This is a genomic window from Pseudomonas sp. MPB23 (genome assembly GCF_046605395.1).
Lineage (GTDB): Bacteria > Pseudomonadota > Gammaproteobacteria > Pseudomonadales > Pseudomonadaceae > Aquipseudomonas.
This window is the reverse complement of sequence record NZ_CP176771.1, coordinates 6389840-6415297: the sequence shown is the minus strand read 5'-3', so window position 1 is coordinate 6415297 and position 25458 is coordinate 6389840. Positions and strand designations below refer to the sequence as shown.

At 60.1% G+C, this 25458-nt stretch carries 23 protein-coding genes, 1 pseudogene and 1 riboswitch; of the genes and pseudogenes, 12 read left to right on the top strand and 12 right to left on the bottom strand.

Annotated features, from left to right (window positions below; translation table 11 throughout):
* Nucleotides 1-71: 71 nt before the first annotated feature.
* Nucleotides 72-329, top strand: a complete 258-nt coding sequence (locus ACLH0J_RS29165; RefSeq protein WP_411390154.1) for a hypothetical protein — start codon at nucleotides 72-74, stop codon at nucleotides 327-329.
* Nucleotides 330-332: 3 nt separating this feature from the next.
* Here the strand turns inward: ACLH0J_RS29165 and ACLH0J_RS29160 are convergent, their stop codons facing one another.
* Nucleotides 333-1496 (bottom strand): 1-acyl-sn-glycerol-3-phosphate acyltransferase, encoded by a 1164-nt coding sequence (locus ACLH0J_RS29160; RefSeq protein ID WP_411390153.1) that lies wholly within the window; start codon nucleotides 1494-1496, stop codon nucleotides 333-335.
* Nucleotides 1497-1629: 133 nt separating this feature from the next.
* Here ACLH0J_RS29160 and ACLH0J_RS29155 point away from each other — a divergent pair, with 133 nt between their 5' ends.
* Genes ACLH0J_RS29155 through ACLH0J_RS29145 form a run of 3 tightly spaced genes read left to right on the top strand, consistent with a single transcriptional unit; the run spans nucleotide 1630 to nucleotide 2741 of the window.
* Nucleotides 1630-1812, top strand: a complete 183-nt coding sequence (locus ACLH0J_RS29155; RefSeq protein ID WP_411390152.1) for a CPXCG motif-containing cysteine-rich protein — start codon at nucleotides 1630-1632, stop codon at nucleotides 1810-1812.
* A gap of 11 nt (nucleotides 1813-1823) precedes the next feature.
* The gene (locus ACLH0J_RS29150; protein ID WP_411390151.1) at nucleotides 1824-2084 is read left to right on the top strand and encodes a putative signal transducing protein; all 261 of its coding nucleotides are present in this window, start codon (nucleotides 1824-1826) and stop codon (nucleotides 2082-2084) included.
* 36 nt (nucleotides 2085-2120) lie between these two features.
* Entirely contained in the window at nucleotides 2121-2741 is a 621-nt protein-coding gene (locus ACLH0J_RS29145) for an SOS response-associated peptidase (protein ID WP_411390150.1), read from the top strand.
* Here the strand turns inward: ACLH0J_RS29145 and ACLH0J_RS29140 are convergent.
* Together ACLH0J_RS29140 and ACLH0J_RS29135 are read right to left on the bottom strand one after the other, a co-directional pair.
* Nucleotides 2738-3481 (bottom strand): methyl-accepting chemotaxis protein, encoded by a 744-nt coding sequence (locus ACLH0J_RS29140; RefSeq protein WP_411392907.1) that lies wholly within the window; start codon nucleotides 3479-3481, stop codon nucleotides 2738-2740. The two genes, ACLH0J_RS29145 and ACLH0J_RS29140, sit on opposite strands and share 4 nt — an antisense overlap.
* Nucleotides 3482-3595: 114 nt before the next feature.
* Nucleotides 3596-3796 (bottom strand): annotated as a pseudogene (locus ACLH0J_RS29135) (HAMP domain-containing protein); the annotation flags it as partial.
* Nucleotides 3797-5107: 1311 nt separating this feature from the next.
* On the opposite strand from ACLH0J_RS29135, the gene ACLH0J_RS29130 reads away from it, so the two are divergent.
* Entirely contained in the window at nucleotides 5108-5926 is an 819-nt protein-coding gene (locus ACLH0J_RS29130) for a M48 family metalloprotease (RefSeq protein WP_411390149.1), read from the top strand.
* Nucleotides 5927-5996: 70 nt separating this feature from the next.
* Here the strand turns inward: ACLH0J_RS29130 and ACLH0J_RS29125 are convergent, their stop codons facing one another.
* From ACLH0J_RS29125 to ACLH0J_RS29115, 3 genes are all read right to left on the bottom strand, one after another.
* Nucleotides 5997-6581, bottom strand: a complete 585-nt coding sequence (locus tag ACLH0J_RS29125) for a TMEM165/GDT1 family protein (RefSeq protein WP_010565713.1) — start codon at nucleotides 6579-6581, stop codon at nucleotides 5997-5999.
* An 89-nt stretch (nucleotides 6582-6670) separates the two neighbouring features.
* A riboswitch (yybP-ykoY riboswitch) is annotated at nucleotides 6671-6790 on the bottom strand.
* A 51-nt stretch (nucleotides 6791-6841) separates the two neighbouring features.
* Entirely contained in the window at nucleotides 6842-7840 is a 999-nt protein-coding gene (locus ACLH0J_RS29120; protein WP_411390148.1) for a methyltransferase, read from the bottom strand.
* Between the two features lie 30 nt (nucleotides 7841-7870).
* Nucleotides 7871-8836: a 2-hydroxyacid dehydrogenase gene (locus ACLH0J_RS29115; protein WP_411390147.1), complete on the bottom strand. Its 966-nt coding sequence runs from the start codon at nucleotides 8834-8836 to the stop codon at nucleotides 7871-7873.
* 84 nt (nucleotides 8837-8920) lie between these two features.
* Between ACLH0J_RS29115 and ACLH0J_RS29110 the strand changes: the two genes are divergently transcribed.
* Nucleotides 8921-9553, top strand: a complete 633-nt coding sequence (locus ACLH0J_RS29110) for a LysE family translocator (RefSeq protein ID WP_411390146.1) — start codon at nucleotides 8921-8923, stop codon at nucleotides 9551-9553.
* A gap of 144 nt (nucleotides 9554-9697) precedes the next feature.
* Here the strand turns inward: ACLH0J_RS29110 and ACLH0J_RS29105 are convergent, their stop codons facing one another.
* Nucleotides 9698-10327, bottom strand: a complete 630-nt coding sequence (locus ACLH0J_RS29105) for a hypothetical protein (protein WP_411390145.1) — start codon at nucleotides 10325-10327, stop codon at nucleotides 9698-9700.
* The gene (locus ACLH0J_RS29100) at nucleotides 10327-11481 is read right to left on the bottom strand and encodes a DUF2515 family protein (RefSeq protein WP_411390144.1); all 1155 of its coding nucleotides are present in this window, start codon (nucleotides 11479-11481) and stop codon (nucleotides 10327-10329) included. Before ACLH0J_RS29100 ends, ACLH0J_RS29105 begins: the two co-directional genes overlap by 1 nt.
* A gap of 366 nt (nucleotides 11482-11847) precedes the next feature.
* On the opposite strand from ACLH0J_RS29100, the gene ACLH0J_RS29095 reads away from it, so the two are divergent.
* The 6 genes from ACLH0J_RS29095 (at nucleotide 11848) to ACLH0J_RS29070 (ending at nucleotide 21820) form a co-directional block, all read left to right on the top strand.
* Complete coding sequence (locus tag ACLH0J_RS29095; RefSeq protein WP_411390143.1) at nucleotides 11848-13530, top strand: fatty acid--CoA ligase; 1683 nt, start codon at nucleotides 11848-11850, stop codon at nucleotides 13528-13530.
* Nucleotides 13531-13860: 330 nt separating this feature from the next.
* Nucleotides 13861-15723 (top strand): DUF1302 domain-containing protein, encoded by a 1863-nt coding sequence (locus tag ACLH0J_RS29090; RefSeq protein WP_411390142.1) that lies wholly within the window; start codon nucleotides 13861-13863, stop codon nucleotides 15721-15723.
* Nucleotides 15724-15752: 29 nt separating this feature from the next.
* The gene (locus ACLH0J_RS29085; RefSeq protein ID WP_411390141.1) at nucleotides 15753-17117 is read left to right on the top strand and encodes a DUF1329 domain-containing protein; all 1365 of its coding nucleotides are present in this window, start codon (nucleotides 15753-15755) and stop codon (nucleotides 17115-17117) included.
* A 225-nt stretch (nucleotides 17118-17342) separates the two neighbouring features.
* Entirely contained in the window at nucleotides 17343-20072 is a 2730-nt protein-coding gene (locus ACLH0J_RS29080) for a LuxR C-terminal-related transcriptional regulator (RefSeq protein WP_411390140.1), read from the top strand.
* A 114-nt stretch (nucleotides 20073-20186) separates the two neighbouring features.
* Nucleotides 20187-20831: an MBL fold metallo-hydrolase gene (locus ACLH0J_RS29075; RefSeq protein WP_411390139.1), complete on the top strand. Its 645-nt coding sequence runs from the start codon at nucleotides 20187-20189 to the stop codon at nucleotides 20829-20831.
* A 215-nt stretch (nucleotides 20832-21046) separates the two neighbouring features.
* Nucleotides 21047-21820 (top strand): OmpA family protein, encoded by a 774-nt coding sequence (locus ACLH0J_RS29070; protein ID WP_042947014.1) that lies wholly within the window; start codon nucleotides 21047-21049, stop codon nucleotides 21818-21820.
* A 68-nt stretch (nucleotides 21821-21888) separates the two neighbouring features.
* Here ACLH0J_RS29070 and ACLH0J_RS29065 read toward each other — a convergent pair whose 3' ends face one another.
* The 4 genes from ACLH0J_RS29065 to ACLH0J_RS29050 all read right to left on the bottom strand — a co-directional run bounded on the left by ACLH0J_RS29065 (nucleotide 21889) and on the right by ACLH0J_RS29050 (nucleotide 25335).
* Entirely contained in the window at nucleotides 21889-22470 is a 582-nt protein-coding gene (locus ACLH0J_RS29065) for a BON domain-containing protein (RefSeq protein ID WP_411390138.1), read from the bottom strand.
* The gene (locus ACLH0J_RS29060; RefSeq protein ID WP_007904374.1) at nucleotides 22467-23060 is read right to left on the bottom strand and encodes a phosphoheptose isomerase; all 594 of its coding nucleotides are present in this window, start codon (nucleotides 23058-23060) and stop codon (nucleotides 22467-22469) included. Before ACLH0J_RS29060 ends, ACLH0J_RS29065 begins: the two co-directional genes overlap by 4 nt.
* A gap of 92 nt (nucleotides 23061-23152) precedes the next feature.
* A complete protein-coding gene (locus ACLH0J_RS29055; RefSeq protein ID WP_411390137.1) occupies nucleotides 23153-23524 on the bottom strand; it encodes a YraN family protein in 372 nt (123 codons plus the stop codon).
* Nucleotides 23524-25335: a penicillin-binding protein activator gene (locus ACLH0J_RS29050; protein ID WP_411390136.1), complete on the bottom strand. Its 1812-nt coding sequence runs from the start codon at nucleotides 25333-25335 to the stop codon at nucleotides 23524-23526. The genes ACLH0J_RS29055 and ACLH0J_RS29050 overlap by 1 nt, the downstream gene beginning before the upstream one ends.
* Between the last annotated feature and the right edge of the window lie 123 nt (nucleotides 25336-25458).

Here is a 25458-nt window from a genome sequence, read left to right as displayed (position 1 = left end):
GCGTCGGAGGCCACGATCGTTCAGGTTTTCATCCGAATCGATACCAAGACACTGCTTTACAGAGGTTTACCATGGCGCTGCGCTCACTATTGTTCAACGTTGTCGCGCTAGCGGTGGCCTGCCCCGGTGCGGCACTGCTGCTCATCACCCGTCTGCGCGAACAGCGCGCGATGGCCGACCTGACCGCGCAAAGCGAAGACCGCGCGATCGACCAGCCGATGTTGTTCCTGGATGTGCGCACCGAACGGGCGCACCGTGTGGCTTACCGCATCGGGTTCGCCTGCCTTGTGCTGGCGCTGGCCACTTCCTGGCTCAGCACCCGCCTGTAAGTCCTACAGTGCAATCCCGGCTTTGACGCGGTACTGATTACGCACCGGTGTTGCATATTGCACCACCAGGAACGGACGGTGCTCAGCCGGGCATTCGTTCAAGCGTCGCTCCCACTCCGCCTTTGCCTTGGCCAGCTCGTCGGCCGCGAATAGCTCGGCAGCCTTGGGTACCTGCAATTGCGGGTCGGACTCACTCCATTGGGCATACGCCAGGTAGTGCACTGGAAACAATCGATAACCGCCGAGAATCTGCCGGTCCATTTCGGCGGCCAGCAGCTTGGTGTCTTCAAAACGCTCGGTGATCGGCGGCGCGAAGTTCACGTGCACCCGGCCTTTGTAGCCGGTGATGCCCAAGGCAATGCTGACGTCATCTTCCCCCGGCGCCTTGGTGTAGGTGCCGGTGGTGGCGCGGATATACAGTTCGCGTGCCTTGGCGGCGTCGCAGGGGTCGTACTCGTAGCTGATGGACACCGGCGTCAGGTTCAGCGACTGGATCACCTCGGCGAACGGCTCGTCCTTGCGGCTGACGTGAAACATCTTGAGGATCGCCGACTCGGTGCGATCGTCCCCATCCTTGGCACGCCCTTCAGCCTGGGCGATCCAGATCGACTGGCAGTCATTGCGGATCGAATGGTTGATGTAGGCCGATAGCAGGTTATAGGCCGCCATTTTCTCCTTTCGCCCGGTGATCGAGCGGTGCACGATGAAGCTCTTGTTCAGGCGCATCAGGTCGCTGACAAACGGTTTTTGCAGCAGGTTGTCGCCGATGGCGATACGCGGCGTCGGCAGGCCGGCGTGGTACACGGCGTAGTTGACGAAGGCCGGGTCCATCACGATGTCGCGGTGGTTGGCCAGAAACAGGTAGGCAGTGCCGGACTTGAGCTGCTCGACACCGGTGTAGGTCACGCCGTCGGTCGCCCGGTCAATGGTGTGGTCGACGTAGTACTCGACTTTATCCTGCAGCGTGGCCACGGTGGTGACACTGGCGAACTCACGGCGCAGTTTGCGGGCGATCATTGGCTTGAGCAGCCAGCCCAGGGCGCCGGCAAAGCGCGGGAAGCGAAAGTGGGTCAGGATGTCCAGAAAGGCCTTGTCACTGAACAGCCGTGCCAGCACTGCCGGGACTTCGCTGTCGTTGTAAGGTCGGATGGTATCGAATTCGCCCATCATGCTCTCTTGTTAGAAACGGCTAGGGTAGGTAGAGGAAATGTCAGGGCGCGGCCTGAGTAATGGGCTCGGCCGAACGATAACCCTGTAAATAGACCGGCGATTATACGCACAAGTCACCGTGGAGGCTGCGATGCTGGAAACCGAGTCGTACGATTGTCCTTATTGTGGTGAACCGGTCGAGGCGGTGCTGGATCTTTCCGGCGGCGATCAGTCCTACATCGAGGATTGCCCGGTGTGTTGCCGACCGATCCATTTCACCCTGCAAACGGATGGTCATGAATGGATGCTTGAAGTTCATGCCGAGAATGAATGACAGGTACGCCCATGCAGCGAATCTATGAACCGGAAAACCTGATGGAAGGCGAGTTGCTGCAGCAGATGCTCGCCAGCGAGGGGATCGAGGCGCACCTGGTAGGCCATCATCTGCTTGGTGGCACTGGCGAACTGCCGATATTCGGCCTGCTGGGGCTGGAGGTGGACAATGATCACGCCGCTGACGCCCGCGCGCTGATTACCGCTTACATGGGCGCACAGCCGATGCCCGGCGATGAACCCGACAGCTTCCCGGACGTACTGGTCTGTTAGGCTGTCGGTCGGTTTACCCAAGAGTCGTGTTGCCCCATGTGTGGACGTTATGCCCTGTTTCGCTGGAACCCCACTTTTGCTGCGCTGCCGGGCTTTCCGGCCGACCAACAGGCTCAGTGGAATATCTCCCCGAATGATTCGGTGCTGATCCAGCGCCTGAGCGACGGCCATCGCACCCTGGCGCGGGCGCGCTGGGGCCTTACGCCGCCGTGGCTGACCGACCTTTCCCGTACCCCCGCCCATGCCCGCGCCGAAACCCTGGCTGAGCAGCCGATGTTCCGCGAGGCGTTTCGCCAGCGCCGCTGCCTGCTGCCCGCCAACGGTTTCTACGAATGGCGCGGCACCCAGCGCAAGCGCCCGTACTGGCTGACGCCGGGGGAGGGCTCCACGTTGTTTTTCGCCGCGATCTGGGAGGCGTACCCGGTGCAGGAGCAGGTATGGCTGAGCACGGCGGTGGTGACCCAGGCCGCACAGAGTCAGCGCCGTCCGCTGATTCTGGATGCGGCGGGGCAGGAAGCCTGGCTCAATCCCGAAACGCCATTGCACGTGTTGCAGGGGTTGCTGGCCAGTGAGCCGGTCGCGTTGCGCGAGCGGGTCCTGGCCAATATGGTCAACGATCCCAAGCTCAATGGGCCGGAGTGCCTGACCCCGGCTTAAACCTTGAACTGATTGATCAACCGCCGCTGTTGCTCCGCCAGCTTGGTCAGGTCCGCACTGGCCGCGCTGGACTCATCTGCACCGCCCGCCACTTCATTGGCCACCTGGCCGATATTGATCACGTTGCGATTGATGTCCTCGGCGACCGCGCTCTGCTCCTCGGCTGCGCTGGCGATCTGGGTGTTCATGTCGTTGATGACCGACACCGCCTGGCTGATGGTCTCCAGCGCTTCGGCCGCCTTGGCCGCGTGTTGCACGCTTTCATCGGTGCGGTGCTGACTGTCCTCCATCACCCGCACCACATCCCGCGTGCCTTGCTGCAACTGCTGGATCATGGTCTGGATTTCTTCGGTGGCCTTTTGGGTTTTCTGCGCCAGGTTGCGCACCTCGTCCGCCACCACGGCAAAGCCACGGCCCTGCTCACCCGCCCGCGCGGCCTCGATGGCGGCATTGAGTGCCAGCAGGTTGGTCTGTTCGGCAATGGCGCGAATCGCGGTCAGGATGGCATTGATGTTCTCGCTGTCCTTGGCCAGGGTCTGTACCACACCGACGGCTTTGCCGATTTCCTCGGCCAGCGCCCCGATTGACGTGGAGGTGTCGCGCACGATGCGCATGCCCTGGCTGGCCGCCTGGTCGGCATGGCTGGCGGCTTGTGCGGCTTGGGTGGCGTTGCGCGCGACGTCTTGCGCGGTGGCGGTCATCTCATGCACGGCGGTGGCCACTTGGTCGATCTCGACCATCTGTTTATGCACGCCCTGATTGGTGCGAATCGCGATGTCGGCGGTGTGCTCCGACGAGTCGCTGACCTTCTGCACCGAACTGACCACTTGAGTGATCATCCCCTGCAACTTGATCAGGAAGGTGTTGAACCCGGTGGCGATCGCGCCCAGTTCGTCGGCGCGGTCACTGCTCAGGCGCCGTGTGAGGTCGCCTTCGCCCTCGGCGATGTCATTGAGCATGGCCACCATTTGCTTGAGCGGTCGGGCGATGCCATGGCCCACTAGCCAGATCACCAGCAAGCCGATCCCGGCAACCAGCAGGCCGGCGACGATCATGCCGAAAATGTCGGTCTTGCGTTGAGCTTGCAGGTCGCTTTGCAGTTTTTGCGAATCGGCCATCACCGCGTCCAGAGGCAATTGCATCATCAAGGTCCAGCGCGCATCGGTCTGGCCGATGCTGAACGGCAGGTACAGCTCGATATGCCCGTGTTCCCTGTCGATGTCGTAGCGCACTTGGCCGACCTTCAATTGGGCGAGGTTGGCTATTTCATTGCTGTCGAGCAGGTCGCTGGCTTTTTCGCCGAGCTTGCCCGGATCCTTGGTGTAGGCCACCAGACGCCCGTTGCTGGAGATCAGCGCCAGTTCTCCGGCACCGTTGTAGAGTTTTTGATCGGCGCTGGTGAGCATGTCCTGGATGAAATTCACCGACAGGTCAGCACCGACGATGCCCTGGAAGGTGCCGTCGATCATGATCGGTTCGATAAACGACGCGAGCATCACCATGGCGCTGCCCACCTGATAAGGCGCGGGATCGATGACGCAGGGCTTTTGGCTTTCCTTGGAACACAGGTAGTACTCGCTGGCGCGCACGCCGGTGGAGAGCATTTTCTGGTCGGTCACGTCGACGAGTTTATCCAGGCCCAGGCTTCCATCCGCGTTGCGATACCACCAGGGGATGAAGCGGCCATCGGCATCCAGGCCGACGACGGAGCTGTTTACATAGGCAGCGTCGTTGTGATCGATAGCGTTGGGCTCCCAGCCGATATAGGCGCCGAGGATTTTCGGGTTGCGCACCAGGGTTTCGTGCAACAGGTTGATCAGTTGCTCGCGGCCGATCTGCAGGGCCGGTGCGCCCTTGCTGTCTTTCATGTCGAGCAGGGCGTTGGCGGTGGCCAGGCTTTTGGCGGTCACCAGAGGCGCTTCCAGTTCCCGCTGAATCAGGGTGGCCTGGGTTTGCGCCAGCGAGGTCAGGCGCTGCTCGATGATTTGTTCAAATTGCAGTTGAGTGCGTTCCTGCACCATCTGCTGGGTCCGCGCGCCGGTAAACAAGGCGTAGAGCACCAGCACCGCAACCACACTCAGGACAATGGCCCCGGCCAGTGCTGCGACAGAAAACTGAATCGACTTGAATTTCATGAAAGCTCCGGACGCAGAAAGAGAGGGGCCACCTTGTGGTATCGGCTACGGGCGCGCCGGGCATTAGGGATCACCGCGAAAAATACGATGAGGTGTCGCAAATGTAATGCTCGCTGTCGTTGCTGGAGCGTGTGGGATGTGTCTGAAAATCAACGGTTACACGTCTGTTGTATCTGGCGTCGATACATATGAGCGCCTAGGATACGGGCCAGGTTTTCAGGGAGAGGGTTTATGAAGAAATCATTGGCAGTGAGCGTGTTGGCGGCAGCGGTATTGCTGGCCGGGTGTCAGTCGGTCAACACCACCAGCGGCGGCGCCGTTGGCGTGGAGCGCAAGCAATACATGTTCAGCATGCTGTCGAGTCAGGAAGTCGACCAGATGTACGCCCAGTCCTACCAGCAGACCCTGGGCGAAGCCAGTGGCAAAGGCCTGGTGGACAAGACCAGCGCCAACGCCAAGCGCGTGCAGGCGATCGCCAATCGTCTGATCGCCCAGGCGCCTACCTTCCGCCCCGATGCGGCGCAGTGGAAGTGGGAAGTGAACTTGATCAAAAGCGATGAGATCAACGCCAACTGCGGGCCAGGCGGCAAGATCTTCGTCTACAGCGCGTTGATCGACAACCTCAAGCTCACCGATGACGAACTGGCCGCGGTCATGGGCCATGAAATCGCCCACGCCTTGCGTGAGCACGGCCGTGAAGCCATGTCCAAGGCCTACGGCATCGAGATGGCCAAGCAGGGGGCTGGTGCGTTGTTCGGTCTGGGCCAGGACAGTCTGGCACTGGCCGATACGGTGGCCAACTACGGCATGACCTTGCCCAACAGCCGCAGCAATGAAAACGAAGCGGACCTGATCGGCCTGGAGCTGGCGGCCCGCGCCGGCTACAACCCGAACGCGGCGATCACGCTGTGGAACAAGATGGCCAAGGCTTCGGAAGGCGCACCGCCGGAGTTCATGAGCACTCACCCGGCTTCCGACAGCCGGATCGCCTCGTTGCAGGCGGCGATTCCGAAAGTAATGCCGTTGTACCAGCAGGCCAAGAAGTCCTGATATCCCAGGCGGTATGAAGCTCCAAATGTGGGAGGGAACAAGCCTCCTCCCACATTCGGGGTTTACGGGCTTAGATCCAACCGCTGCTTTGCATGGCCTTGTACACCGCGACAATCGCCAGGATGAAGAACGCCGAAGCCGCCAGTCGACGAATCAAGGTCAACGGCAGTTTCTCCGCCGCGAAATTCCCCGCCAGAACCACCGGTACGTTGGCAATCAACATGCCCAGGGTGGTGCCGATGACCACCAGCCATAGCTCTGGATATTGCGCCGCCAGCATCACCGTGGCGATCTGCGTCTTGTCACCGATTTCCGCGAGGAAGAACGCAATCAGCGTGGTCAGGAACGGCCCGAACTTGCGTGAGGTGCTGGCTTCGTCATCGTCGAGTTTGTCCGGCACCAGCGTCCACAACGCCGTGGCACAGAAGCTTGCTGCAAGGATCCAGTGCAACACCGCATCCGAGAAGAAACTGCCAAACCAGGCCCCCACGGCACCGGCGGCCGCATGGTTGGCCAGGGTCGCGGCGATAATGCCGGCGATGATCGGCCAGGGCTTGCGAAAGCGGGCAGCGAGAATGAGTGCGAGCAGTTGCGTCTTGTCGCCTATTTCGGCCAGGGCAACGATTGCGGTAGGAACGAGTAATGAATCCAGCATCAGGTAGGTTTCCAGGGGCGGGTCGACACGGCTATGACACGTACAGCCTTCCCGCCCCGGGTAAGGTGTGCGTGTCATAGGTCTTGTCAAACCCCGGTCCGTCTATGCGGACTCCTGGGTCGCATACGCCATGGTCTGTTGACCAAGTATGTTGACGTATGCCGGACGAGCGTGGCGCTCGTGGGAGACTACTCCCCTAGGACGGAGCGGATTCTGCCTAGGCAAAATCCATTCGGCAAGCCTTCTTTTTCAAACGTCCGTCAGCCGCGCTTGGCGCGGTAGATGCGAAAGCCATTGCCTTCGGCCTTGACCGCACACACGCCCAGATGCTCTTCGATCAACGGCTGGTACTTGAGGAAACTGTTGGCGACCAGCCGCAGTTCGCCGCCTTTTGCCAGGTGTTTCGCCGCTTTTCGCAGCAGGTTTTCCGTGGCGAAGTAATCGGTATGCACCCCTACGTGGAATGGCGGGTTGCTCAAGATCGCATTCAACCCCATTGGCGCGGCATCAATGCCATCACCGGTCAGCACCTCGGCTTCCAGGCCATTGGCGGCCAGGGTCAGGCGGCTGCTGGCGGCGGCAAAGGCATCCACATCCAGCATCGTCACGGTGTTGTGCGGATAGCGACGTTTGACTGCGGCCCCCAGCACGCCCGCGCCACAACCGAAGTCCAGCAGATGGCCGCTGGGCAGTTTGTCCAGGTGCTCCAGCAACAGCTCGGTCCCGCGATCCAGGCGCCCATGGCTGAACACGCCGGGCAGGCTCACTACCTTGAGCGGCCCTTCGGCCAGCGGTACGTCAAAGACTTGCGCCAGGCTCTCCAGCGCCACCGCCTGCGGGGCGTTGGCCACGGTGACTTGCCACAGTTGGCAATGGCGGGCGTTGTCGAGCTTGCGCGGTTTGCCCAAGGGAATCATCTGCTTGGCGGCGCTTTCGATACCGCCTTTTTTCTCTCCCACCAGAAACAGCTCGGCGCCGGGCAGGCGCGCAGCCACGGCATTGAGCAGATAGTTGGTCAGGTCCTTGGATTTGGGCAGGAAGATCACCGCCGCATCAAACGAGCGTTCGGGCACGTTCACGCCGAACTGGCTGCGCTCGGGGAAGCGTGCGTCGAGTGCCGCCTGATCGCCGGCATGCCAGCTCCAGCCGTGGGCGTTGGGCAGGCGACCGAGCAGGTCGTCGGCGGGCAAACCGACCAACAGCAGGTTGCCTTGAAAAAGTTCGGCCTGACGAAGCAGTACTTCACTGCGCGGATCCATGGTCTGCTCCTTGAAAAGGGGCGCAGTTTATCAACTGACGACGCGCAGCGGGGCACCGCTGAAAAAGCCTCGGGCGTTTTCCGCCAATTGGCCGACGATACGCTGGCGCGCTTCGCGGCTGCCCCAGGCATTGTGGGGCGTGACGATCAGTCGAGGGATGTCGCCGGCCAGCAGCGGGTTGCCGTTGACCGGTGGCTCCACGCTCAAGACATCGGTCGCCGCGCCGCCCAGGTGGCCACTGCGCAGCGCGTCGGCCAGCGCCTGTTCATTGATCAAGCCACCGCGCGCGGTGTTGACCACAAACGCGCCGGGCTTGAGCAGCGCCAGTTCGCGGGCGCCGATAAAATCGCGGGTATGTTCGTTGAGCGGGCAGTGCAAGGTGAGCGCGTCCACTTGCGCCAGCAGCTCATCCAGGGGTACACGGTCGGCGCGGGCAGGGCGGCCCGGAATCGCGCCGAGTACCACGCGCATGCCGAAGGCTTCGGCCAGGCGCGCGACGGCGCTGCCCAATTCACCATGGCCCAGCAGGCCGAGGGTTTTGCCTTCCAGCTCGACGATGGGGTGGTCCAACAGACAGAACTGCTTGGCCTCTTGCCATTTGCCGGCGGCCACGTCCTGTTGATAGTCCTTCAAGCGCGTCGCCAGGTTGAGCAGCAGCATGATCGTGTGCTGCGCCACCGACGGCGTGCCGTAGCCCTGGCAGTTGCTCACGGTGATGCCGTGGGCGCGGGCGGCTTCAAGGTCGACGTTGTTGGTGCCGGTGGCCGACACCAGGATCAGCTTGAGCTGCGGGCAGGCCGCCAGGGTTTCGGTGTTGAGGGTGATCTTGTTACTGATCGCGACCTGCGCGCCCTGCAGGCGTTCGACCACATTCTGTGGCGTGGTCTGCGCGAATAGCTGCAAGTCGCTGAAGCTGTCTCGCAGCTCGCTGAGGTCTAGGTCCCCCAGGTCCAGGGACGGGTGATCAAGGAAGACGGCGCGGCGATTGTTCGTCATCAACTGTACCTTTTGCGACAGGGTTCGAAGGCGTAATCTGCCGAGCCTATCAGATGAAATAATCCGTTACTTAATGGAGTGCGTATGTACCTCGCCGAGTTTTTGACCGTGGCCTTGATTCATTTACTGGCCGTTGCCAGCCCAGGCCCGGATTTCGCGGTGGTGGTACGCGAAAGCGTGACCCACGGCCGTCGCGCCGGAACCTGGACCGCACTGGGGGTGGGCTCGGCGATTTTCCTGCACGTGGGCTATTCGTTGCTGGGGATCGGCTTGATCGTGTCCCAGTCCATCGTGCTGTTCAACGCACTGAAATGGGCGGCCGCGGCGTACCTGCTGTACATCGGCTTCAAGGCCCTGCGTGCTCAGCCAGCCAAACCTGCCGCCGAGGGCGAGTTGCATCGCGAAGTGGGCGAGCGCACTGTGCGTGGGGCGTTTACCGCAGGCTTCGTCACCAACGGCTTGAATCCCAAGGCCACGCTGTTCTTCCTCTCGTTGTTCACCGTGGTGATCAACCCGCAGACGCCGCTGGCGATCCAGGCCGGTTATGGGGTGTACTTGGCGGTGGCCACGGCGTTGTGGTTCTGCCTGGTGGCGATGTTGTTCAGCCAGCAACGTGTACGCGCCGGGTTTGCGCGGATGGGGCATTGGTTCGATCGGACCATGGGGGCGGTGCTGATCGCGATTGGGGTGAAGTTGGCGTTTACCAGCATGAAGTAACCTGTCTTCAAGCACCGGTTTCAGGGGGGGGGGGGGCTGCGGCGGGGCGCGCGCCGCCTAGGGGCGATGCTGTCTTCGGTTTTTTGAAACCTGTGTCATAGATACTGCGGGCCAGCACGGGTATTTGGATGTCTGAGCTAATGTTCATCTGTTGCTGTAATCCTTTCCAACACTAACATCGATTAGATATTTCGCTGTGTTTGGATCACGCTCATTGCAGCGCACGTAGCATTTGACGCTGAGGGACATACCGTATTTGTGAGGTATCAGAAGTACCACTGTTTCAGCTTGATCGAAGAGTAAACGCTGTAATGCGCCTCTCTCAAGTTTGCTATCTAACTTGAGCCAGCTGTTACGGTCAGTGTTGCGTGGTAACCATCCGGACTTTTTTAGAACTCCCTGTAAGTGGTTAAATAATGGTATCAATTCGTCAAAAGGTAGTGCCTCCAGCATCGGCGAGGTAGTGAGGGTTGTGACCCTTCCGCTGTTATAGCCTATCGCTCCAAACTTTGTTGGGGGTAAGGTGAAACCGTGTTGAGGGTCATCAAACTTTACAATAACTGGGCTGGTAATCCAGGTTGAATCCTCTACTAGGGGGATAGTTTGGCGCATTGCGGTGTTGGATTTTACTGGGAATGTTGAGTCTCGAAGTACATCTTCGTAGGGTTTTCCTATGTGTAAAGAAATAGCGTTATTTTTTTCAGGGGGGCGATTGAAATAAAATATCAATATGGTCAATGTTGCGAATGAGATGCTCAGGCATAATTTGAGCATTATTCTACTCCTCCGCCATTTGCAATTTTTATAATGGAATCTTTTAATTGGCTGCGAGTAGTTTGGTTGTTAAGCAGTCTGTCAAATTGTTCGGCGGCTCGTGATACAAACTCCATGCGTTGGTCTTTGTTCGCCAAGTCGGCAATAGGGTTTTGGCTGAAAGTGATTTTAGTGTCCGGTGCTTTGCACTGACTGGCTAGCGTTAGTTGTATTTCTTCGGGTAGCCCGGAAAATAGACCCGTCACTACTGAAATGACATCACCCACCTGGGTACCTCTCATTAGCCGTGCAAAGCGTTGCACGTCATAGATTGCGGGTTGGAGAATATTTAGTTGCTCATGCCGTGCCATCTCGTAAACGCTATTGCTAATTTTGCCTTGATCGATATAGGCAAAGGTTTCAAGGATTTCTCGCTGGGCGACGCCAAATTCAACTTTTTCTGTAATGGGCCAAATCACCTCGTTCTTCAGTTTTCTGCGGTCCGGCAAACACTCCTCCATTTCTTTAAACCCCCGCACCATAAAAAACCGATGCAACGGATAAACATCCAGAAACAGCGCTGTATTCCCCAGCGCCAGCATTTCATGAACGTATTTCAGTTCCTCCTGAACTCTGGTAATCAACCCACCCAAAAGCGGGTCACTCGTCAGTGGAGCCGGGTTCTGCTGCTTGGCCTTGTCCCACGCCTTCCAAAGCTCAATGTTGGGACGCAATTTGTGGGTCACGATGCGCTCATACAGGTCTTGGGAATGACTGTCTTGCAGCTCCCGATAGGCTTTTTTCTCCGCTTCGATTCGCTCATCCAACGTGACGGCATGCAACAACCCACACCCCACCTGCTTCGACGCAAACGCCGCCAATCCTGCCCACTGAAACCGGTTATCCGCCAGCCACAACTGTGCATACGCCGCGTTGATCCTGCGGTTGCGGGCGAGTGGATCGGCGATGAGTATGCCGCCGGGGGCGATCCAGTCTTCCGCTTCTTTTTGAAACCTGTGCCAGAGGCAACTGCAGGTCAGTATCGGCACTTCGATAGTGGTCTTCGGGTTTCTGCCGTCGTGGCTGGTGGTGCGTTTGCAGGCGGACAGTTCGCAGGTACTGTCCCAGAGTTTCTTGAGATCCAGTTCGTGTGGGGCGATACATTGGTCGGTCATGTGCATTCCCTCGTCGTTGTCAGTGTTGGCGAGGAACCTAAGCCCGCAAAATGTGCAGGGGCAACCGTTAAAAGCCGAATCTGCGGAAAATACGAAGTTGCTGTCGGAGGCAGTCGGAACGGGGGTGGGAAGTGGCTGATATGGGCGTCAGTCAAGGTAAGAATGGTGCAAATACGGCTTCATCAATGAGCGTGGTCGATATCAAAAAGCTCTCCAGATCAGGTCGCTACCAGGCTTTGATGCTGACGCAAAGCTAGCATTCTCCAGACCCTGCAAATCATTCCTTTGGCTGATTTGGCCGACACATAACGTCTCTACAGTGCAGGTCTTCAAGCCAAGACCGTGCAGTCATAAAAAGGGATTCGTATGTTGCAGACCCGTGTTATCCCGCCCGCCGAAGGTGCGTACCAATACCCGCTGTTGATCAAACGCCTGTTGATGTCAGGCGCCCGTTACGAAAAAACCCGGGAAATCATCTATCGCGACAAGCTGCGCTACACCTATCCGACCCTGATCGAACGGGTCGCGCGACTGGCCAATGTGCTCACCGAAGCCGGGGTCAAGGCGGGTGATACCGTCGCCGTAATGGACTGGGACAGCCACCGTTACCTGGAATGCATGTTCGCCATCCCGATGATCGGCGCAGTGATCCACACCATCAACGTGCGCCTGTCGCCGGAACAGATTCTCTACACCATGAACCACGCCGAGGACCGCTTTGTGCTGGTCAATAGCGAGTTCGTGGGGCTTTACCAGGCCATCGCGGGGCAGCTCACCACTGTCGACAAGACCTTGCTGCTGACGGACGGCGAGTCCAAGACCGCCGAGCTGCCCAACCTGGTCGGCGAGTACGAAACCCTGCTGGCCGCTGCCAGCCCGAAGTATGACTTCCAGGACTTCGACGAACACTCCGTCGCCACTACCTTCTACACCACCGGCACCACCGGCAATCCCAAGGGGGTGTACTTCACCCATCGCCAACTGGTGCTGCACACCATTGGCGTGGCGACCATCATGGGCAGCGTCGACAGCGTGCGCCTGCTGGGCACCAACGACGTGTACATGCCGATCACGCCGATGTTCCACGTGCATGCCTGGGGCCTGCCGTATGTGGCGACCATGCTTGGCCTGAAACAGGTCTATCCCGGCCGTTACGACCCGGAATACCTGGTGGAGCTGTGGCGCAAGGAGAAGGTCACGTTCTCCCACTGTGTGCCGACCATCCTGCAAATGGTGCTCAACGCCAAGGCGGCCCAGGGCGTGGACTTTGGCGGCTGGAAAATCGTCATCGGCGGCAGCGCTCTCAATCGCACGCTGTACGAGGCGGCCAAAGCCCGTGGGATCCAACTGACCGCCGCGTACGGTATGTCCGAGACCGGGCCGCTGGTGTCCTGTGCCCACCTCAACGAAGAACTGATCGCCGGCACCGAGGACGAGCGCACCACTTACCGCATCAAGGCCGGCGTGCCTGGGCCGTTGGTGGAAGCGGCGATCATCGACGCCGAGGGCAACTTCCTGCCCGCCGACGGTGAATCCCAGGGCGAGTTGGTACTGCGTGCGCCGTGGCTGACCGAGGGCTATTACAACGAGCCGCAAAAAGGCGCGGAGCTGTGGGAAGGTGGCTGGATGCACACCGGCGATGTGGCGACCCTCGATGCGTTCGGGGTGATCGATATCCGCGACCGCATCAAGGACGTGATCAAGACCGGCGGCGAGTGGGTCTCATCCCTGGCCCTCGAAGACCTGGTCAGCCGCCACCCGGCGGTACGCGAAGTAGCGGTGGTGGGCATCGCCGACCCGCAGTGGGGCGAGCGCCCGTTTGCCCTGTTGGTGCTGCGTGATGGCCATGTGATTGGGGCCCGTGAGCTCAAGGAACACCTCAAGCCGTTCGTGGAATTGGGCCATTTGAGCAAGTGGGCGATTCCGAGCCAGATCGCTATTGTTACGGAAATTCCCAAGACCAGTGTCGGCAAGCTCGACAAAAAGCGTATCCGCGTTGACATCATCGAATGGCAGGCCAACAACAGCACGTTCCTTTCGACCCTCTGAGTTGATTTGCCGTGCCCTCGTGGCACGGCAAAGCTCTATCTCGCGCCTTCACTTGTGATTTGCCAATTTTCAGCCATCCTTGCCGCGTCGGCCTTCGCCGACGTGGCGAAAGGGTTGTGGCAGACGGGTTGCTGATGCAAATCACACTTTAGAGGGATCAAGCGCTACCCCCTGCTGGCTATAGTCCCTTCCAGAGTTTTTCACGGATGTTTCGCTTCGGGCCATGGGGGCTCGGTTGCCGAGCGGCATTGGAATCGTTGTATTCCGGCCGTTACATGCATCACAGAAAGAACTCACTGCCATAACAATAATGCACATGGAGTAGCGTCGATGACCTCAGTAAACCAGTTCTGGCGCCGGGCAAGATTGCCCCTGGCCGTCAGTCTCGCCTCTACGCTCGCCGGGCCCGCATTCGGCGTCAGTTTCAATATCGGTGAAATCGAAGGGAGTTTTGACTCGTCTCTTTCCGTGGGGGCCAGTTGGTCGACAGCCAAGGCCAACCGCGACCTGATCGGCGTCAACAATGGCGGCAAGGGCTTGTCCCAGACCTCGGATGACGGCCACTTGAACTTCAAGCGCGGCGAAACGTTCTCGAAGATCTTCAAGGGCATTCATGATCTGGAACTGAAGTACGGCGACACCGGTGTGTTTGTGCGTGGCAAGTACTGGTATGACTTTGAGCTCAAGGATGAAAGCCGGGAGTTCAAGGACATCAGCGATAAAGGTCGCCCAATGGGTGCACGCTCTTCCGGCGGGGAAATCCTCGACGCATTCATCTATCACAACTACTCGATTGCCGACGAGCCAGGTTCCGTGCGTTTCGGTAAGCAGGTCGTGAGCTGGGGCGAGAGTACCTTTATCGGTGGCGGCATCAACTCCGTCAACCCGATTGACGTGGCTGCGTTCCGTCGCCCTGGCGCCGAAATCAAGGAAGGCCTGATTCCGGTCAACATGTTCTATGTGTCCCAGACACTGACCGATAACCTGTCGGCGGAAGCCTTTTATCAGTTGGATTGGGAAAAAACGGTGACCGACAACTGCGGGACGTTCTTCTCGCAAGCTGACGTGATTACCGGCGGCTGCGATGACAACCTGAGGTTGCTCAGTAAGCGTTCGACGCTCGCCTCGGCCGGCGCACTGCCATTTTTGTCCCCGTATGGCCTCGATATCAATGAAGAGGGCGTCCTGGTCAGGCGCGATGGTGACCGGGATGCACGCGATGGTGGCCAGTTTGGTGTGGCCATGCATTACAACTTCGAGCCGCTGGATACCGAGTTCGGTGCCTTCTTCATGAACTACCACAGCCGGGCACCGATCTTCAGTGCCAAAGGGGCCTCGGCAGCGACTTATGCTGCGGCGAATGCGTTCCCACTGGCCACCTTGCGCCCGCTTATTGTCGCCGGTAACTCCAGTTATTTTGTCGAGTACCCTGAGGACATCCGCCTTTACGGCTTGAGTTTCTCCACAACCTTGCCTACCGGTACCGCCTGGAGCGGGGAGATCAGTTATCGCCCCAATGCGCCGGTGCAGCTCAATACCACTGATATTCTCTACGCGGGTGTGACCCCTCTGGCTGGCTATCAGAACGCTTCGCCGCTCAAGGGTGTGGCAGGGCAGGATCTGAATGGTTACAGGCGCAAGGAAATTACTCAGATCCAGACAACCTTCACTCACTTTTTCGATCAGGTCATGGGCGCCAGTCGTCTGACGCTGGTGGGTGAAATCGGTTTGACCCATGTCGGCGGTCTGGAAAGCAGCGACAAAGCCCGCTACGGACGCGATCCAGTGTTCGGCCCTGGCGAAGGATCCATGTGTACAGCGCTGAACAACAGTACCTTCAACGGTGCGGGTGCCGGTACTGACCGCAGCAACTTGACCACGAACTGCAATAACGATGGCTTCACCACCGCCAACTCCTGGGGCTATCGCGGCCGGGCAATCTGGGAATACCCTGATGTGTTCGCGGGTGTGAACCTCAAGCCTAACGTGGCCTGGTCCCATGACGTCAGCGGTTACTCCCCGGGCCCTGGCGGCAACTTTGAAGAAGGCCGTAAAGCCATCAGTCTTGGGCTGGATGCCGAATACCAGAATACCTACACCGCAAGCTTGGCCTACACCAACTTCTTCGGCGGTAAGTATTCCACCGTGGATGACCGTGATTTCATCGCACTCAGTGTCGGCGCCAACTTCTAAGCGAACGTATTTCTAGGAAGAACCAGAACATGAAAATAACCAAAAGTCTGTTGCACATCGGTGTGCTGGGGCTGTCGATCCTGGCGAGCAACGTCATGGCGGCAGTCTCGGCGGATGAGGCATCCAAACTCGGCACGACCCTGACCCCGATGGGCGCCGAAATGGCCGGTAACGCGTCGGGCACCATCCCGAAATGGTCGCCATTGCCCACCAACGCCGGTGCCGTCGATGCCCGTGGATTCCTGGCCAACCCTTACGCCAATGAACAACCGCAATTCACCATCACCGCGCAGAACGTCGAGCAGTACAAAGACAAGCTGGCGCCGGGGCAGTACGCGATGTTCAAGCGCTACCCGGAAACCTTCAAGATGCCGGTCTATCCGACCCATCGCGGCGCTACCGTGCCGGCCGATGTGTTCGCCGCCATCAAGAAGAACGCCACCCATACCAACCTGGTGTCGGGCGGCAACGGCCTGGAAAACTTTGAAACCGCCGTACCGTTTCCGATTCCCAAAAGTGGCGTGGAAGTGATCTGGAACCACATCACCCGCTATCGCGGCGGCAGCGTGACTCGCCTGGTAACCCAGGCCACGCCGCAAACCAATGGCTCGTTCAGCCTGGTGTACTTCAAAGACCAGTTCGTGTTCCGCGACAAGATGAAGGACTTCGACCCGAAAAATCCGGGTAACGTATTGTTCTACTTCAAGCAGCAAGTGACCGCGCCGGCGCGCCTGGCCGGTGGTGTGCTGCTGGTCCACGAAACCCTGGACCAGGTGAAGGAACCGCGTTCGGCGTGGGTCTACAACGCTGGCCAGCGCCGTGTGCGCCGGGCGCCGCAAGTGTCCTATGACGGACCGGGCACCGCCGCCGATGGCCTGCGTACCTCCGACAACCTCGACATGTACAACGGCGCACCGGACCGCTACGACTGGAAACTGGAAGGCAAGAAGGAAATCTACATCGCCTCCAACAGCTACAAGATCGACGATCCGAAACTCAAGTACGTCGACATCATCAAGGCCGGCCACATCAACCAGGACCTGGCACGCTACGAGCTGCGCCGCGTCTGGCACGTGGTCGCTACCCTGAAGGAAGGCCAGCGCCACATCTACGCCAAACGTGACTTCTTCATCGACGAAGACACCTGGCAAGCGGCTGTGATCGACCACTACGACGGTCGCGGCCAACTGTGGCGCGTCGCCGAAGCCCATGCCGAGAACTACTACGACAAACAAGTGCCGTGGTACGCCCTGGAAACCCTCTACGACCTGCAGTCCGGCCGCTACCTGGCCCTGGGCATGAAGAACGAAGAGAAGCAGGCCTATGACTTCGGCTTCACTGCCACCACCAGCGACTTCACCCCTGCGGCCCTGCGCCAGGACGGTGTTCGCTAAGCTGCACACATAGCCAAATGTGGGAGGGGGCTTGCTCCCGATAGCGGTCTGACAGCCAATAAATCCATTGGCTGACCCAGCGCAGTCGGGAGCAAGCCCCTTTTCACATTTCTTGTCGTAGTTCTTTTTCAGGCAAATGTTGCAAAGCTCTACAAACCTGCCGCTTTTACCGCTAGTCTGCGGACATCTGCAATGCCGACAACAGCCTTCTACAAGAGCCCGGCGATGACTGATCTGTCCCGAATCCAAAGGCCTGCCAGCGCGGTCATTCCGACCCTGGAAGGGCGTTTCTACCGACCTCCGCTGCCTGATGGCTACGTGCTGCGACCTCGCTTGTGCGAGCGACTGAGCACCGGACTGGAAGGACGCCTGCTGCTCGTCAGCGCACCGGCGGGGTTCGGCAAGAGTTCGTTGGCGGTGGAGTTCTGCCAAAGCCTGCCGGCCCACTGGCAAAGCCTGTGGCTGGGCCTGAGCCCGCGGGACAACGATCCCGGACGTTTCCTCGAGCGCCTGCTCGACGGTTTGCAGCAATATTTCCCGCAACTCGGCGCCCAATCCCTGGGCCTGCTGAAAATGCGCCAGCGTCACCAACCCTTTGCCTTTGAAGAATGGCTCGATGGCCTGCTCGATGAGCTGACCGTACACCTGTCCACCCGCGCGCCGCTGTTGCTGGTGCTGGATGACTACCATTTGGCCCAGGGGCCGGTGCTTGACCGTTGCCTGCAATTTTTCCTCAACCATTTGCCCGATGGCCTGGTGGTGCTGGTCACCAGCCGCCAGCGTCCGGATTGGCACCTGGCGCGGCTGCGCCTGTCGCGGCATTTGCTGGAGCTGCATGAGCAGGACCTGCGCCTGACCCATGCCGAATCCCTGGCTGTGCTGGATCACCACAGCAGTTCATTGCGTGGCGAGGCCCTCGACAATCTGATCCGCCGCAGTGAGGGCTGGGTGGCTGGCCTGCGTTTCTGGTTGCTGGCTGCGTCCGAAGCCGGCAGCGAAGGCGCGTTGCCGCAAAGCCTGCACGGTGGCGAAGGGCTGATCCGCGATTACCTGCTGGAAGAGGTGATCGATTGTTTGCCGGCCGAGGTGCAGGCGTTTTTGTTCGACACCGCGTCCCAGGAGCGCTTTTGCAGCGAGTTGTGCGACGCCGTGCGTGAAGCCCACGACAGTGCCGAGATCCTGCGTTACCTGCATTCCCACCAGGTGTTTTTGGTGCCATTGGACGATCAGGGCCACTGGTACCGTTATCACCATTTATTCTCTGACCTGCTGCGGACCCGCCGCGCGAGCAGCAACGTGTTACCCGCCGCCAGCCTGCACCTGCGCGCATGCCGCTGGTTCAATGCCCAGGGCTTGATCGACGAAGCGGTGGAGCAGGCGTTACGGGCGGGTCACCTGGATGTGGCGGCCAACCTGGTGCAGAACCTCTCCGAGGAGCAACTGCTGGCCGAGCAGAATGTCGGCATGCTGCTGCGCTGGAAAATGGACTTGCCCGACAGCCTGCTGATCAGCACGCCGCGCTTGATCGTGCTCTATAGCTGGGCGTTGGGCCTGGCCTGTCAGTTGGATGCGGCCGAGGAATTGTCCGGCTACCTCAGCCGCTTCCTGCCGGCGCCGTCGGCCACCGCGCAAAAGTCGATGCTGGCGCAGTGGCTGGCGCTGAGCGGGATCGTCGCCCGGGGGCGAGGTGATCGCGAACTGACCCAACGCTATTGCAGCGAAGCCTTGGACAGCCTGCCGCAGCGACGTTACGGCCAGCGGCTGATGTGCCTGTCGACCCTGTCCAACCTGGCGATCGTCGACGGCGATCTATGGCGCGCCCGTGGCCTGAATCGTGAATCCCTGGAGCTGGCGCAGCGCGTCGGCAACCCGCTGTTCGAGGCCTTGGCCCATTACGACCGCGCGCGGGTGTTGCAGGCGCGGGGCGAAACTCTGCGGTCGCTGGATGAAGTGCGCCAGGGCCTGCAACGCCTGCATGGCCTGGCGCCCCAGCGGCTGTATGCCGTGCGTGCACGGTTGTCGCTTTACGAAGGGTATCTGCTGCTGGTGCGCTTCCAGCCCGAGGCGGGGCTTGCCTGCCTGCGCGCCGGTCTCGTCGAAGCCCGCGCATGCCGCGACATCAGCGTACTGATCGGGCATTGCGTGATCGCCAGCTTCGAAGGGCGCCGCAACGATTTTGCCAAAGCCTTCGCCGAGCTCGCCGAGGCCGAGCGCTTGATGCATATCTGGGATGTGCCGCCGATCTACTACCTGGCGATGATCACCCTGATCAAGTGTGAGCTTTGGCTGGCCCAGGGCCGCACCGACCTGGCCGACGCCTGGCTGACCCGCCTGGGGCAAACCTACAACGGCGACCACGCCGCCGCCGCGCCGGAGTTTCATCCGCACTTGCCGCAACATATCGGGTTGCAACAGGCGGCACTGGATGCCATTCGCCATCAACCCGAAGCGGCGCTGCAACGACTCGAAGCACTGGCGCAACAGGCTCACAACAGCGGGCGTCAGATGATTGCCCTGATGGCCTTGACCCAACAGACGCAGTTGTTGCTGGAAAGTGGCCACGAAGCCAAGGCGCGCCCGCTGCTGGCCCAGGCCCTAGAGGCGGGCGCGGGCGGGGCGTTGCAACCGTTCCAGAGGCTGCTGGAAAAACACCCGGACTGGATGCGCGAGCAACTCGGCAAGGATTCCCAGGGTTTGCTCAATCAGAGTCTCTTGGCACTTCTGCCTGCCGGTATCGTCGTGGACGCATTCCCCAGCCATGAAACCTTGAGTGCTCGCGAGATGGCCGTGCTGCAGTTGATCGCTCAGGGCTGCTCGAATCAGGAAATCAGCAACCGGCTGTTCATTTCTCTGCACACGGTCAAGACCCATGCGAGCCATATCAACAGTAAGCTGGGGGTGGAGCGGCGCACCCAGGCAGTGGCGAGGGCACAGGAATTGAAGTTGATCGGTTAGCGATCGCGCTTGCTGTGGCGAGTGAGCTTGCTCGCGCTGGGCTGCGCAGTAGCCTCAATCTGTTTTAATAGTGCAATCAGAAAACCACACTGCACCTGCACGAAAGGACCGTTCATGAACACCGCAAAGCCGACCCTCATTCGCGAAACCTTCCCCGTCGGCCCGTTGCAGTGCAACTGCACCATCATCGGCGACCCCATCACCAAAAAAGCCATTGTGGTCGACCCCGGCGGCAACCACGAATTGATCCTGGCGCGCCTCGATGCACTGGGCCTGAAAGTGGTGAGCATCATTCACACCCATGCCCATCTCGATCACTTCCTCGCGTCGGGCCTGTTGAAAGAGAAAACCGGCGCGACCTTGCATCTGCATAAGGAAGACCAGTTTCTCTGGGATAACCTGGAGATGCAGTGCCAGATGTTTGGTGTGCCCTACACCCCGGTGCCCTCGCCGGACCGTTGGCTGACCGATGATGAGGCGCTGGCCTGCGGCTGCGGCGTGGCCTTGCATACGCCAGGGCATACACCGGGGTCGATGAGCTTCTGGTTTGCCGATGCCAAGCTGTTGATTGCCGGCGACACCCTGTTTCGGCGTGGGGTGGGGCGTACCGATCTGTGGGGTGGGGATCAGGCGACCCTTGTCAGGTCGATCAAGCAGCGGCTGTATACGCTGGATGAGGGCGCGACGGTGGTGACCGGTCACGGGCCGGATACGCGTCTGGGGGATGAGATGCGTGAGAACCCGTTTGTGCGGGCGTAACATGGAACGTTCTCGCGGACAATTGCTGTAGCAAGTACTCAGGTCGCGTTCAGCCTGGGTCTGCTAGGGTTTATGGAGCGGAAATCGTGGCCAATCTTTTGTTACGGCTCAGGAGGCGGCCACGGAATTTTTACCGTTTGTCGCGTTCCAAACTCGGCACAGGTCCATTGCCAATGTCCCTTGCATCACAGAATGCAAAAGTAGGAGCTTCCTTCATGTTCACTTCGCGTCGTCTGCTTGTTGTCGCTACCGTCGTAGCCTTGTTGTCCGGCTGTGCTTCACCTAATCCTTATGACGGCAGCAGCCAGGGACAGGCGAGTAATGAATCCGGCGGTATGAGCAAGACCGCCAAGTACGGTGGCCTGGGTGCCCTGGCGGGTGCTTTGGCGGGTGCGGCCATCGACCATAACAACCGTGGCAAGGGGGCACTGATCGGTGCCGTGGTTGCGGGCGCGGGCGCAGCGGGTTACGGCTACTACGCCGACCAGCAGGAAAAGAAACTGCGCGAAAGCATGGCCAATACCGGTGTTGAAGTTCAGCGCCAGGGTGACCAGATCAAGCTGATCATGCCGGGTAACATCACCTTTGCAACCAACTCGGATGCGATCTCCAGCAGCTTCTACACGCCGCTGAACAACCTGGCCAACTCCCTCAAGCAGTTCAGCCAAAACACCATCCAGATCGTCGGCTATACCGACAGCACCGGCAGTCGCCAACTGAACATGGACCTGTCCCAGCGTCGCGCACAGAGCGTGGCCAACTACCTGACCTCCCAGGGCGTCAGCGCGGCCAACCTGAGCGCGCGTGGTGCCGGTCCGGATAATCCGATTGCCAGCAATGCTGACGTCAACGGTCGCGCCCAGAACCGTCGCGTAGAAGTGAACCTTGGCCCGATCCCAGGCCAGCAGTACGGCCAGCCCGGTGCGCAGCAACAGGCGCCGCAGCAGAACAACCAGTTCCAGGGCAACCCGTACTCGCAATACCAGTAATCCACTGCCAATAAAAAGGGCGCCGTGCAATCAATGCACGGCGCCCTTTTTTGTGGCCGTCGGTTACATCAGTCGATGTACTCGAACACCTTCACGATTTTCTGTACGCCGGACACACCTTGCACCAAGTTCGCCGCACGGGTCGCTTCCGCCTGGGTCAGCAGGCCCATCAGGTAAACGATACCGTTGTCGGTGACGACTTTGATGCGCGAACCGGGAATCGCGTTATCGGTCAGCATCTGCGCCTTGATCTTGGTGGTCAGCAGGGCGTCGTTGCTGATCGCCAGCAGGGTGATCGGGTCCATCACTTGCAGTTCGTTGTGGACCTTCTTGACCCGCTGCACGGCCGAGGCGGCTTGTTCTGCCTGGGCCTTGAGCTCGGCCCGCGGCGTTTGGCCGGCGAGCAGCACCACGCCATTGAAGCTGGTCACCACGATGCGCGAGGCACCATTGCCCAGGTCCGTGGCGGCCTTGGCGATGTTCACCTCGACCTTGGTTTCGATCAACGAGTCGTCAATCTTGCTGCCGAAGGTGCGGGTACCCTTATCGTCCTGGATGGGGGTGTCTCGTGTCGCGGTGATGGCCGTGCTGCAGCCGCTGATGCCAAGGCACAGCGCAATAGCCAATAGGCTGAGACGTTTAACGATCATTCTTCACTCCCGAACAGTTGGCTGTCGATCAGATCGCACAGGCAATGGATCGCCAGCAGGTGGACTTCCTGAATACGTGCGGTGACATTGGCCGGAACGCGAATCTCCACATCTTCGGGCAGCAGCAGCGAAGCCATGCCGCCGCCGTCGCGTCCGGTCAATGCTACGACAATCATTTCGCGATCATGTGCGGCCTGGATCGCTTGAATAATATTCGCCGAGTTGCCGCTGGTGGAAATCGCCAGCAGCACATCGCCCGGTTGGCCCAGCGCGCGGATCTGCTTGGAGAAGATTTCGTTGTAGCTGTAATCGTTGGCGATCGAAGTGATCGTGGACGAATCGGTGGTCAAGGCGATGGCCGGCAGGCTCGGACGCTCACGTTCGAAGCGGTTGAGCAGCTCGGACGAGAAATGCTGGGCGTCGCCGGCCGAACCGCCGTTGCCACACGAAAGCATTTTGCCTTCGTTGAGCAAGGCATTGACCATGACCTGACTGGCTTGCTCGATGTGCGGTGCAAGTACGTCCATCGCCTGTTGCTTGGTGTCGATGCTGGCCTGGAAAAGCTGGCGAATTCGGGATTGCATGTCCATCTGTGTGACCTTAAGTAGCGCGGCTGTTTGGCACAGGAATGTGCAGCCCGCAAAGCAAAGAGCAAAAGTGTGGGGTGAAAATGTCCGGCGAATCAGCTGTCGAAGGCATCTTTGAGCCAGTTGAGATCAACAAGGCCTGCCGGTGTGCTTTCCATGGCAACCACATCGAAACGGCAGGGGGCGTCGGCCCAGTGATGCTCTTTTTGCAGGAAAAACTGCGCGGCGAGTATCAGCTTCTGACGCTTGCGCCCGTCGATACTGGCGAGGGCGCCACCCCATTGTGCGTGTTTTCTGTAGCGGACTTCGACGAATACTACTGTATCGCCGTCAAGCATGACCAGATCAAGCTCGCCGCGCTTACACAACCAGTTCTGCGCCAGCAGGCGCAGGCCCTGTTGTTGCAAGTACTCTAAAGCTTGAAGTTCGGCATCCTTGCCGCTTTGTGCGCTGGACCGCTCGGGCATCAGCGCGGGGTGTCCGGCAGACGCTGGATCTCGCCGCCGACGAACTTGGCCCACGGCATCTGGCGATCAACGCGCTGGTTGGCGCTGATGCCCAGGTTGCCCGAGAGGCCGTCGACGCGGGTATCCGGCAATGCCTTGAGCTGGCCCAGGCGCGGTGCCAGGCGATAGGCATCGACGCCCATCGCATACAGGCGGCCGAGGCTGCCGTTGGCTTGCGGCCATTGCGCGGCAACCTGGTTGCGCAACGGGTCAGTGGTATTCAGAAGCCAAGGGGTTTCGCAGAACATCACGTTGGTCATGTCCAGGTACTGGTTCTTGTCGCCGCTGGCGCTGAATACGTGGGACGTTGCGTACACCGGCACATCACCGGCGTACTGGAAGTTCAGGGTCGGCTTGATCTGTTGGGCCAGTTGCGGGGTAACGGCCAGGAAGATGAACTCGATGTCCTGGCGGCGCGACGGTTGTGCCGCTACGTCAGTTCCGACAGTGTTTTGCAGGCTCTTGGCGCGGCCTTCGCTTTTACGCAGTTGGAACAGGTCGGCGATTTGCTGGGCCAGGGCGACAGGCTGGTCGACGTACTCGACACCCACCACGGTGCCGCCGTTGGCTTCCCAATCCTGGCGGAACGCTTTGTAGACACGCTCGCCCCATTCGCCACGCGGCACCATGGCCGCGGCGCGATGCAGGCCGTCGGCACGCGCGCGGCGTGACACTTCGCGGGCTTCGTCTTCAGCAGCGAGGCCGAATTGGAACAGCTGCGGTGGGCCTTGGTCGGTTTCGCTGTAGTTCAGCGCCAGGGTGGTGATCGGCAGTTGCGGGCGCGCGCTGAGTTGTTTGACCAGTGGTTTCTCCAGCGGGCCGACGACCAGTTGCACGCCAGCGGCCTTGGCCTTGGCGTAGAAGTCGTCGAGGGAGGCCATGCGCGAGCTGTCATAGAACTCGATGGCCGGCGGATGCTGCCCGGCCTGTTCGGCCTGGTAGTGCGCAGCCATGAAGCCTTCGCGCAATGCTTTGCTGACCGACGCCAGCGCGCCTTCCTGCGGGAGCAACAGGGCGATTTTGTTCAGCGGCTGGCTGGCCAGTTCCTTGAGCTTGGTCAGCGGCATTGGCAGTTGCACAGCGGCTGGATGGCCGGGGTTCTGTGCGCGCCAGGTGTCGATGGCAGCTTGTTGTTGCTCAAGCGTACCGGCACCTTTGACCGATTGGGCCAGGGTGATCCAGCCGTCAAGCACCGGGTTGCCGCTGGCTTGCAACTGCTCTGCCGGCAGGGCGGCAATCAGCGCCCAGATGGCTTCATGGTTGCTGTGGGCTGCGTCGCCACTGAGCAGAGGGGCCATGGCCACGCGTTCACGCGCGGCGGCCATCGTCTGGCCATCGGCTTCGTAAGCGCGGGCATGCACGGTGCCGGTGCGGATCTGCTGTTCAGTCGGCAGGTCCTTCAAGCTTTGCAGGCTCGGGTGGCTCAAGGCGGTCAAGGCGGCCTTGGGCTGGTTGCGCGTCATGGCCAGTTCGGCGGCCAGCGTGCTGGCGAATACTTGCGCGGCCGGCTTGAGGGCATCCAGGGGCACTTGGGCAAGAATCTGCGACGAGCGGCCAGGGTTCTTCTGGTTATAGGCCATGTCAGCCGCACTCAGGCGCAGCAATGCGGCCTTTTCTGGCGTCTTGGCCGTAGTGGCCTGTTCGAGCAACTGCTCGATACTGGCGTCCGGGGTCCGTGGAAGGTCGCCAAGGCTGGACGAGGGCGAGCTGGCGCAAGCGGCCAGCAAGGCAGCGAGGCAGAGGGCGGAGAGCAGCCGCAGGCAAGCGATCATGTAAGTGTTCCTGATACCGATCAAATTAGCGTGGAATTGTACCCAAGCACTGGCTCAGGCGCGATGTTACTGGCGTGAAACCGTCAATTTAGGTCGTGTAAATGTTGCTGTTTACCATGGACG